The 11,763-nt window shown below is 46.9% G+C and carries 4 protein-coding genes and 1 pseudogene; 4 read left to right on the top strand and 1 reads right to left on the bottom strand.

Annotated elements, in window-relative coordinates; translation table 11 throughout:
• Window positions 1-7 precede the first annotated feature (7 nt).
• On the bottom strand, window positions 8-400 hold the full coding sequence (locus ACWXW9_RS01000; protein ID WP_494927890.1) for a transposase: 393 nt from the start codon (window positions 398-400) through the stop codon (window positions 8-10).
• On the opposite strand from ACWXW9_RS01000, the gene ACWXW9_RS01005 reads away from it, so the two are divergent.
• The 4 genes and pseudogenes from ACWXW9_RS01005 to ACWXW9_RS01020 all read left to right on the top strand — a co-directional run.
• Window positions 399-899: a hypothetical protein gene (locus ACWXW9_RS01005; protein WP_494927891.1), complete on the top strand. Its 501-nt coding sequence runs from the start codon at window positions 399-401 to the stop codon at window positions 897-899. The two genes, ACWXW9_RS01000 and ACWXW9_RS01005, sit on opposite strands and share 2 nt — an antisense overlap.
• A gap of 142 nt (window positions 900-1,041) precedes the next feature.
• The gene (locus ACWXW9_RS01010; RefSeq protein WP_494927892.1) at window positions 1,042-1,308 is read left to right on the top strand and encodes a hypothetical protein; all 267 of its coding nucleotides are present in this window, start codon (window positions 1,042-1,044) and stop codon (window positions 1,306-1,308) included.
• Window positions 1,290-1,838: an MFS transporter gene (locus tag ACWXW9_RS01015; RefSeq protein WP_494927893.1), complete on the top strand. Its 549-nt coding sequence runs from the start codon at window positions 1,290-1,292 to the stop codon at window positions 1,836-1,838. The genes ACWXW9_RS01010 and ACWXW9_RS01015 overlap by 19 nt, the downstream gene beginning before the upstream one ends.
• Before the next feature lie 860 nt (window positions 1,839-2,698).
• Window positions 2,699-11,569, top strand: a pseudogene (locus ACWXW9_RS01020) (amino acid adenylation domain-containing protein); the annotation flags it as partial.
• Window positions 11,570-11,763 lie beyond the last annotated feature (194 nt).

The following is an 11,763-nucleotide window of genomic DNA, read 5'->3' on the forward strand; positions in this document are numbered from 1 at the left end:
GGAATATTCAATGTTGCTTGATCCAGCGAAAAAACAGTTCAATCTGCCAACGAGCTTTATACATCAAGGCTATTTTTTCAGCTGTGATGTGCATGAGCTTCGTCACCACGCGGATGTCATGACCGTGCCCATCCTCAAAAACCACCACACGATGCCGTTTTTGAGAACGGTTCGCAGGCGTGCCTAACGGACAAGTGATATCCTGTTTCACGGGAGAGTTATCTGGATTCCACTGTCGTAACGCCCGAGGAGTAACGAGGTACACATTCTCTTTTAAGCGAATCACAAACCCTTGCTTTTGTTCCATGTATCGATTGAAACGCTCGATTTTACCATAGGCTCGATCTTGAACTAGCGTGTAAGACGGATCGGCGAGGACTTCACCCAGGGGGGCCGTCATGACATATATTTCATTGCCTTGTGTGGATCTTTCGATCTATCCGGTCCATACCCAACAGCAGCTTCTTTCATCCCTCATGTCGAATCTTTACTTTGAACCATATGAGCAGAAACACGCTCTGCAATACTGGATGATGCTGGTTCGCTTGAATTTGCGGGAACATTTACTGCTACTGCCATGCTCACATATCATCTTTGATGCGACGAGTGGTGTAGTTTTGCATAATCAGCTTCTAGAGGAATACGATCATATACAGCAAAGTCAGACAGTTAAAACATTCCATTATCACGATTATGTCGATCATATCCGCCAAGGTCCTCAAGGACTCAGTGATCCGCAGATTGTGGAGCAATTTAAGCTCCCGGCATTTGAGGATCATAATAGTCGTATCCATGAACGGATGCTGAGGTGTAATTATGCAGCACCTACTTCATATCGTTGGAATCTAACCCTGCAGGAAGAAGGAACAGGCAAACGGAGGAAAAGCGATTTTCTTTGAGTCTGTATACACAGAAAGTGTATTGCTGATTTCTCTATCCCTTCCCTTTGAAGAGGATCACGAGAAAATTCATCGAATCTTCCAAGCTGCCAGTGACAGGCTCTTAAACGCTTTGACCATTTCGCAGTAAGGAGATGAAGATGTGAATCAATTGTTTAAGGATCGTCGTTTTATCCGTTTCTTTGCTTCCCGTACTTCTGCCAACATCGCGGACAGCATTTATTCTATCGTCCTGCTGTATTTTGTACAGCAATCGACACAGTTGGTGGCGATGACCAGCTTGGCTGTCCTGTTTCTCATTCAGGACGGGATGATTCATCTGGTCGCTATCCTTGTTATTGTTTTTATTGCATCCTGCTTTACTACACTGTTTTTCCGGCCAACAGTAAAATGCTGCCACAACTGGTAGGCTCGCCGGATTTGATTGTCCGGGCGAATTCCATGATTTCGTCGACGGATCAGGTAATTAACATCGCCGGGTATCTGGCTGGAGCCTGGCTCATTATCGCCATGGGGATGAAAAACACGTTTTTTCTAGCCAGCGCAATGCTGTTTCTGGCAGGCTTTGTGTATATCAGGCTCAGCAAGCAAATCGACGCTCCTGCGATGGAAGACACGAACGGTAAAGGTTCACTGAAGCTGGGGTACTATCTGAGGGAGCTGAAAGAAGGGTATCTCTTTGTAAAACGGCACGCCTTCCTGAGAATTATGCTCCCATTCTTTGCTTTGACGAATTTTTCGATGGCCATTTTAATTATTGCCATACCTTCCATTGCGGTATCCTATGGCTCACCGATCTATTACAGCTTACTGTATGTGGCCTATTTTATCGGTATTTTTGTCGGTTCCTTTCTGGTCAAGGATATTCGCCAGTTTGAGATTCCTTCAGAGGAAATTGGAAGAGTAACCCCAACTTCCGTTACTGAGGACATAAGCTAGAGCTTGATCCAAATTCATAAGCCACGCATGCAAAATGCCAGGCCCTCATCACAGGGCTTGGCATTTTTAGTATTTCTGGCTCTGGAACGGTTTTGGTGCTGGTTTTACATCCGAATCAGCCTACTGTATACGCAGTTTGAACTGTTGCTGCTCTGTAGGTTTCGCCTTCCAGTCGGTATAGATTTCTAGTTTGCTTCGCTCGGCTATACTAGAATGAGTATAACCCGTGGTGTGATTCTCCTTGTCTGAATGGTGTATGGTAACTTCATTCGACACGAATCTCCTATGGACTTTCTCAGTTTAGATGTCTCACTTCATATTACAATCCGTCATATTTAAAAAACATTGACATTTTTCGATTTTATATTTTATCATGTAATAAATTGTTATATATAACGTTTTCTTAACGAAGATAACAATTTATATTACCTCGACATTTTTCATCAATTTTATTTATGCTACTGGAACATTCAACTCTAAACCTATGGCTTCGATTCGCCCCTAGTTTTAAAACTTCTAAGATCACACACTCACATTTCGACTTATTTTACTCACACCACGATACGCAATTCATAAAATCCTATTCCGTTTTAAATCCCTTATATTAAACTGTAAATTGATCTTTTTTAACATTGGAACAATGATAACTATATATATGAATTAAATACATTAATTTCAAGTTAACTATTATTAATTATATCATTTTGGGGAGGGGAACTTCATGGCATAGCGGCTTTATAGCTGCGAAACGTTTATTGAAGGACTGCTGTTATTTTGGGAAATGATCTGGAGTTGGACGAGTTTGAAAGAATATGGAGCAATTTTATGAGAGCCAATAATTATTCCACGGGAGGAATCCGATGAGTACAAGCCTTGAAATCGAAAAAGTGGCTAATTTGACTCCTTTGCAGGAAGGGATGCTCTTTCATACGGTGATGGAGCCAGAATCACAGGCGTATTATGAGCAGGTGCGGATTACCATCCGGGGAGTGCTGAACTTGGAGGCTCTGCAAAAGAGCTTTCAGACTTTGGTACAGCGTCATGAATCGCTTCGTTCAAACATTTATCATAAAAGTGTCTCCCGCGCGCGGCTCATTGTGTTTAAGCAGCGGAATGCCACCCTTCGTTATGAGAATTTGACGGATATCCCTGAGATAGATAGAGCTGAAGTTATTCGTAAATATGCAGACACAGTCCGGAACGAACGTTACGATCTGAGTAAAGATTTACTCGTTCGTTTGACTGTGCTTCAAACCCAGGAAGATGCATATACGTTGCTTTTAAGCTTTCATCATATTATTATGGACGGCTGGTGCCTCGGAATCGTAAAGGAAGAGTTATTTGGTGCTTATGAGACACTGAAAGCGGGGAAACCTGTCCTACTGCCTGTGCCACAGTCATACACCGACTATGCCCGCTGGTTGGATAAGCAGGATAAGGATGCAGCCAAGGGGTACTGGCGGTCTATACTGGATGGCTATGATCAGCTGGCAGTATTGCCGACCCTACCTGTATCCCGTGAGCTTCAGGCAGACGCCGGGTACTCTTTATGTGAGCATAAAACATCGCTTGCGGAAGAAACGACCCGTCAATTGCGAACTGTAGCCGAACGCAATGGGGCGACCCTCAGTAACCTGTTTTTGGCTACGTGGGGGATTGTGTTGGGGGCTTATAACCATAGTGAAGATGTCGTCTTTGGCACAGTTGTTTCCGGTCGTCCGCCCACGCTTGAAGGTGTAGAACAGATGTTGGGACTATTCATTAATACGATACCCGTACGAATAAAATTTGATGCGGAACAGTCGTTCTCAGACTTGCTTCGTGATGTGCAACGGATGGCCGTTCAATCACAGGCGTACGATTATTGCTCACTTGCTGAAATTCAGTCTCAATCAGCGATCAAGCAGCAATTGCTAGATCATTTTGTTGTTTTTGAAAACTACCCGCTGGAGGGTATGATTGGACGCCCTGATTTAGAGGAACGACTTGGATTCATCGTGGAGGACGTTCATCTATATGAAGAAACGCCCTACCACTTCAACATTGAAGTGGAAGATGGAACAGCACTGAACTTTATACTTTCTTATAACAGCTATGTCTATAGCAATGAAGCAATGACACGGTTAGCCGGACATCTGGAACAAGTGCTTGTGCAGATTGCACGGACACCGGAAATCCTGCTGCGGGATATCCGTCTGCTGACCATCGCTGAAGAGACAGAACTGACGAAGATATGGAGCGGACCCGTTGCCAATTATCCTGCTGGGACGATTCATGAGATATTTGAGTTACAGGCAGAACGTACACCGGAACAGACCGCTGTAATTTACGAAGATATTGCACTGACCTATTGTGAGTTGAACGAACGGTCGAACCGACTGGCTCGTACGCTACGTAGTTATGGTGTGACGGCAGATTGTTTGGTTGGTCTAATGAGTGAGCGTTCGGTGGATATGATCGTTGGGATTTTCGGAATCTTAAAGGCCGGGGGCGCGTATGTGCCTATTGACCCGACGTATCCAGAAGAGCGCATCCGTTACATGCTGGACGACTCGGGAGCACATCTGCTGTTGACGCAAAATCATCTGGTGGAGAACGTAGCTTTCAACGGCAAGATACTGGTGCTGGATGGGGAGCCATCTGTATATCACGAGGATGGTTCAAATCTGGAGCCAGTGTCTGGATCTAAGGATCTGGCTTACATGATTTACACATCCGGAACGACCGGGCAGCCAAAAGGAGTCATGATTGAGCAAGGCAGTGTAAGCAATCTGGTTCATGCTTTGGCTGAGCGTGTATACAGCCGTTATGACCAGCCTTTACAGGTGGCGTGGCTGTCAGCGTATGTGTTTGACGCCTCAGTACAGCAGATATTTGCAAGTCTCCTATTAGGCCACACCCTGCACGTCGTTTCGCGTGAGGTCAGTTTGAATGGTGAGCAGCTCATCGCATACTACCGGAAGCACCAGATTGACCTATCTGATGGCACGCCAGCACATTTGTATATTTTGAGCGAAACCGTATTGGTTACGGAGGCACCAAGGGTGAGGCATTTTCTGATTGGTGGCGAGGCGTTGTCGGTACAGTTGGTAAACGCATTCCTACATAAATGGTCCGGGTACCATCCGGTCATCACCAATGTGTATGGCCCCACGGAAACGACGGTAGATGCTACCGCTTATACAATTGAAGATCCAGAAGACCTGAATGTTCTTATGGAAAAAGGAGTACACACTCTATCCATTGGAACCCCGCTAGTGAACCAGTCGGTGTACATTCTAGATACGCATCAAAAACCGGTGCCGATTGGCGTTGCCGGTGAGTTGTACATCAGTGGTGTAGGTGTAGCACGTGGCTATATGAACCGTGGAGATCTAACGGCAGAAAAATTTATGAAAAATCCGTTTTCGGGTGGAGTATTTGGCTATGAGCGGATGTATCGGACAGGAGATTTGGCAAGATGGATGGCGGACGGCGATATTGAGTATCTGGGGCGGCTCGACCATCAGGTAAAAATCCGGGGGTATCGGATTGAACTGGGCGAGGTCGAATCGCAGTTGCTGAAAGTGGAACGAGTACGGGAAGTAGTAGTGATTGCCCATGCAGACGAATCAGGACAAAAGCAGATGGTGGCGTACTACGTTGCCGCGCAGGAAATTGCCGCAGCCGATTTGAGAAGCGAACTAGGCGAGAAAATGCCAAGTTATATGATCCCGTTGTACTTCGTGCAACTGGAGCGGATGCCTTTAAGTCCGAACGGTAAAATCGACCGCAAGGCATTGCCAGCACCGGAAGCCAGTCTGCAAAGCGGAGTGGAATATATTGCAGCACAGACATGGGTGGAATCAAAACTGGTGCAAATTTGGCAGGACGTGCTGAGTTTGCCACAGGTTGGCATGAAGGAAAACTTCTTTGAAATTGGTGGACATTCACTACGGGCGATGACGCTGGTTTCCAAGATTCATAAAGAATTAAACAAATCACTTTCACTACGCAGTATTTTTGAAGCTCCGACGATCGAGCAGTTGGCGGCTGTAATGGAAAGTCTGGATCAAGTGGCGTATGCATCGATTCCGGTGATGAAAGAGCGCTCCTTCTATCCGCTATCCTCTGCACAAAAACGGATGTATGTACTGAACCGAATCGATCCGGATGATGTAAACTACAACATGCCAGCGGTGATCCAGGTGAGTGGCCCTCTGGATGTAAAACGGGTGGAAGAAGCGTTCCGTCAGATAATTTTACGCCATGCAACCCTTCGTACTAGCTTTGAATTGGTGAACGGTGAGCCTATGCAGCGGATTCAGGGCACCGTACCGTTTGAAGTGGAATATATGAAGATAGAAGAACAACATACTGTAACGGATGTGCTTGCTTTAGATGTGAAAATAGATTCACTCGTTCGCGCTTTTGTACGTCCGTTTAATCTGCAAGCCGCTCCGTTACTGCGGGTAGCATTGGTAGATCTGGGTGTACAAAAAATAGAAGAGGGGCCGCAGCATTTGCTTATGCTCGACATGCATCATATCATCTCGGACGGTGTGTCGACGGGGGTTCTCACCAACGAGTTTGTTCGATTGTATAGCGGTGAGGAGTTGTCTTCACTACGCATTCAATACAAAGACTATGCCATATGGCAACAAAGCCAGGCGCAACAGGAGTGGATGAAGCGTCAGGAAGCATATTGGCTCAATACTTTCCAGGGTGAGCTGCCTGTGCTGGACTTGCCAACTGATTTTGCCCGCCCAGCGGTGAGGAGTACAGCAGGCGACACGGTGATGTTTGGATTGGAGCGCGAAGTTAGTGAATGCTTGAAGGAGTTGGCGGCGCAAACCGGCTCCACGCTGTACATGGTACTGCTGGCAGCCTACACGGCACTATTGCATCAGTACACAGGGCAGGAAGACATCATTGTTGGCACCCCAATTGCGGGACGCCCACATGCCGATCTTGAGCCCATCATTGGGATGTTTGTCGGAACCCTGGCACTACGCAATTATCCGACTGCAGAGCAGACGTTCCGCAGCTATCTAGAAGATGTGAAAATCCGGGCTTTACAAGCCTACGAGCACCAGGACTATCCATTTGAAAACCTGGTGGACAAGCTGAATGTGAAGCGGGATATGAGCCGGAATCCGATCTTCGATACGATGTTTGTACTGCAAAACACCGAGCAAAGCGAGTTGAAGCTCAAAGATCTGAGCTTCCGTCTATACGATATGGAGCAAACTCCAGTGAAGTTTGACCTGACGCTGGAAGCAAGAGAGGAAGAATCCGGAATACAGTTCGGATTGCAGTATGCGACCACGCTGTACCAGCGGGAAACAATTGAGCAGATCACACGCCACTTTGTACGATTGGCTGAAGTGATTGCGGCTAGCCCAGATACCGCATTGAGTGAGCTGGAATGGATTACAGTGGAAGAAACAGTGGATGTACTGAAAGTGCATCAAGAACGTCAGAAGGCTTCTCGTTACTGGAGCGCATACCTGGATGGGTATGAAGAAAAGGCCCGTTTGCCACAGGCCAAAATACCAGGTGACCCGGAATATCAGGCAGAGCGTCTGGATTTTGATCTGGGCGCAAGTCTGACGGCCGGAATTGGACAGATTGCCCAACGTGATCAGGTAACGATGAATGCGCTAGTACAAACCGTTTGGGGCATTTTGCTTCAAAAATATAATGGTATGGATGATGTCGTGTTTGGCAGTGTGGTTCTAGAGAGTACTACGGATATAATGAATGCCGAGCCCGAGACCAGTTCGCTCCTGAACCTGGTGCCTATTCGTATTTGCAGCAACGAGGATAGTCTGTTCTCTGATATGGTGAAGCAAAATCAGGAACAATCTAAAGCTTCCCTTTCATATAACATGTATTCGCTGGATGATATTCAAGCGCTAACGGAGCTAAAGCAGGATTTGATTAACCATAGAATTATTTTCGCAAATGCTCTGATGGAGGAACAAGTGGAGCACCGGGGTGACGGTGGGCAGGCCAGCTTAGACAATGCCGGGATCGAGTCTGCTGAGCCTACCAACTATGACTTTAATCTGGTGGTACGATCTGGGGAAACCATTCAAACGAGCTTTGGCTACAATGCACGGGCATTTGAGCGCGAAAGTATAGAGCAAATTCAAGGGCATTTGGTGCGATTGCTAGAGCAGGTGGTGGCGAACCCAGATATCAGGGTGAGTGAGCTGGACATGGTGACCGAATTGGAGCGTGAGCAAATCGTTGGTGTTTGGGGCAAAACATCGGCGGAATATCCACGTGAGCAAACGATTCACGAGTTATTCGAAGCGCAAACGGCACTGACACCAGAGCAGGCGGCATTGTTCTTCGAGGGAGAGCAGCTTACCTATCGCGAGCTGAACGAGCGTGCCAATCGTCTGGCTCGTACCTTGCGGAGCCACGGTGTGACGACAGACCGTTTGGTGGGTTTGATGACCGAGCGTTCGGTGGATATGATCGTGGGCATCTTCGGTATATTGAAAGCAGGAGGTGCGTACGTACCTTTAGATCCGACGTATCCAGAGGAACGTATCCGCTACATGCTTGACAATTCCGGGGCGGACATTTTATTGACACAAAGCCGACTGGCGGAAAAAGTGTCCTTCGATGGCAAAGTGCTGATATTGGACGGGGAACAGGCTGAGAGCGCAGCGGCTGCTGTGAATGCTTTTTTCACAGGAACACAGACAGCCGCATCAAGTGAAAAGGCTCAGAATCGGCTTATCTACACGTCCGTGTATCACGAGGATGGTTCAAATCTGGAACCTGTGTCTGGCTCGAACGATCTAGCGTATGTGATTTATACGTCAGGAACCACAGGACAACCGAAAGGAGTTATGGTAGAGCATCGTGGGCTATGTAATCTGAAAACGTATTTCGATCAGACGCTATGCATAGGCTTGTCAGATCATACGATGCTGTTTGCCAGTTATTCGTTTGATGTCGCTTGCTGGGAAATTTTCCAGGCGTTGTTCTGTGGGGCAACGTTGTATGTACCGACGATGGAGACAATTTTGGACTATAAGGAATTTGAACAGTATATCGCAGAGCACCGAATTACTGTTTTGATGCTGCCGCCGACGTATGCGGTGTATCTGGAACCGGAACGAATGCCGAATCTGCGTATTCTCCTTACAGCGGGATCGGCGGCAACGACGGAGCTGGTGCACAAGTGGAAGGATTCTGTGGTGTATTACAATGCTTATGGCCCAACGGAAGACTCGATCATAACGTCGATCTGGCCCTTGCCCGAAGATCCAAGCGCCGGAAAAGTGATTTCCATCGGACGTCCGGTGCCGAACCACCGGGTATATGTCGTTGATGTACATGGACATTTAGCACCAGTAGGTGTAGCAGGAGAATTGTGCGTTTCGGGAGACGGATTGGCGCGCGGATATCTGCATCGTCCTGAGCTGACGGAGGAGAAATTTATACCGAATCCGTTTACGAACGGGGAAACAGGATATGAACGGATGTACCGGACGGGGGACTTGGCGAGATGGATGCCGGACGGTAACATTGAGCATTTGGGTCGGATCGATCACCAAGTAAAAATTCGGGGCTACCGGATTGAGCTGGGTGAGGTTGAGACGAATATGCTGAAGGTGGAAAAAGTGCAAGAAGTAATCGTGCTGGCTCATGAGGACGAGCAGGGGCAACATCAACTCGTCGCATACTATGTGGCGGAACAGGAAGTGAGTGCAGGTGAGCTACGCAGCTTGCTTAGCGAGAAACTCCCGAACTACATGGTGCCTTCGTTCTTCGTACAACTGGAGCAGATGCCACTGACACCGAACGGCAAAATCGACCGTAAAGCGCTGCCTGTACCTGAATTGGCAAGTCATTCGGGTATGGGATACGTTGCTCCAAGAAATGAAGTGGAACAACAATTGGCGCACCTCTGGCAAGCAGTGCTCGGTGTAGAAAAGGTAGGCATCGACGACAACTTCTTTGAGCTCGGAGGTCATTCTTTAAAGGCCATTCAGCTCGTCTCCAAAGCACAGGAATCAGGTATTCTGTTGGGTATACATCAAGTGCTGCAACATCAAACCATTCGAATTTTGTCCGATCTGTTATCTGTTGACGAAGTTGACTCAAACCAAGACACAGGAATCACGGATTTCGTGGAAACCGAACAATGGATTAGCGAAACCTTTGGCGTACAGGCTAAGATTGAACCTGTATCTGCCGATGAGCGGAACTATTTGTTTTTGCAAGTGTATCCATTCCGTGCAGATCAGGTGGATGAGATCGCAGCCACGATCTCGTCCCACGTCCATCCCGACCTACACCCCCATTATATTGTCCCAATGGGTGAGAAGGACGCAAGCCAAATGCTCAGAACAGGGCACACAGAGATTGAACAAACAGATGAGGAACAAGAAAATAGCCTTCAACGCCAGGCTGAGGAATGGATTCCGAAAATCGCTAAAATGAATGCGCACTGGAATGAACATATACTCAACTCAGAGGCTGTCCATCGTTTTCCGCTGGCACCTGCTCAGCATTACCATCTGCTGTACCCTGCCTCCTCGGGTACAGTGATCCGGCTTGACCACTACGTGGATGTGGAGCGGCTGTCCGCAGCGGTTCGGCAGCTAATTCATCGTCATGAATTACTGAGAAGTGTGCTTGTACAATCGGATGGAGTCTGGGAATGGGAAGTAAAAGCACCACCGGAGCACATTTCCTTACCCTTTGTGGATCTTTCGGTCTATCCGGTACAGACACAACATCAGCTCCTTTCATCCATCATGTCGAACCTTTATTTTGAACCGCATGAACAGATTCAATCTCTTCAATACAAGATAGTGCTGGTTCGCTTGAATTTGCGGGACCATCTGCTGCTACTTCCATGCTCACACATCATTTATGATGGCACGAGCGGCGTAGTTCTGCAAAGCCAACTCCTTGAAGCATACGATCATACACAGCAGGTGGAGACGGCAGAAGGGTTTCATTACCGGGATTATGTGGATCATATCCTTCAAGGCCCTCGGGAAATCAGTGATCAGCAGATTGTGGAGCAATTCAAGCTCCAGTCGTTTGAAGATCATAATAGTCGCATCCATGAACGAACCCGGGAGTGCAACTATGCTAAATCTACCCAATATAGCTGGAAATTGAAGTTACCCGATATTCCAACGCAGAATAGGGCTGCAAGCCTGTGGAATATTACGTTGCACATGGCGTTCCAGTTTTTTAGCGACTATTTCGAGCAGCTAGAAGTTCCAATATGGTTGACGCAGTATGGAAGACAGTATGGGGATCGGAACTTCTTTGGTTCAGTGGGAGAATATATTGATCATATTCCTGTCTTACTCCATAAGGAAGGGATGATATCCTATGAAAACGATATCCAGAGACTATTGGATATCGCCACAAATCGTCACTTGAATTTCTTAAATCTGATCTTTAACAAAGAGATGGAACCTGCTTATCCACAATCCAGCAGCATCCTAAAAAAGGGACTTGAACAGTTGCCTATCGTGTTCAACTACTTGGGTAAAATGCAGGAAGACATAAACATGCTCAGCACTTTGAAGGCTGGGGAGGAGCAGGTTGGCGGGGGAAAAGCGATTTTCTTTGAGTCTGCACATACAGGAAGTGGTCTTCAAATTTCTCTATTCCTTCCGTATGAGGAAGATCGTGAAGATATCCATCGAATCTTCCAAGCTGTAAATGTTAAGGTTCTATCCGATCTGACCGTAACCAAGTAAGGAATTGAGATGTATTACTTGACGGGAATTATACGATAGTAATCAAGGAAATAAGTTGATCCTGTCCGTCATGCGAAAAATGCCAGGTCCTAATCATAGGGCTTGGCATTTTTCATAAGTGCGTTCATGAGAATACAGAAGCATACAGCCTTTATGAAGAAGCCAACAGCCTGACAGGCCAAAAAATATTTTTT

Source organism: Paenibacillus sp. LT-B23 (assembly GCF_059417685.1).

Coding starts and splice junctions, on each gene's coding strand:
- ACWXW9_RS01005 (WP_494927891.1), top strand. CDS start 399: ATGACATATATTTCATTGCCTTGTGTGGATCTTTCGATCTATCCGGTC.
- ACWXW9_RS01015 (WP_494927893.1), top strand. CDS start 1,290: ATGCTGCCACAACTGGTAGGCTCGCCGGATTTGATTGTCCGGGCGAAT.
- ACWXW9_RS01000 (WP_494927890.1), bottom strand. CDS start 400: ATGACGGCCCCCCTGGGTGAAGTCCTCGCCGATCCGTCTTACACGCTA.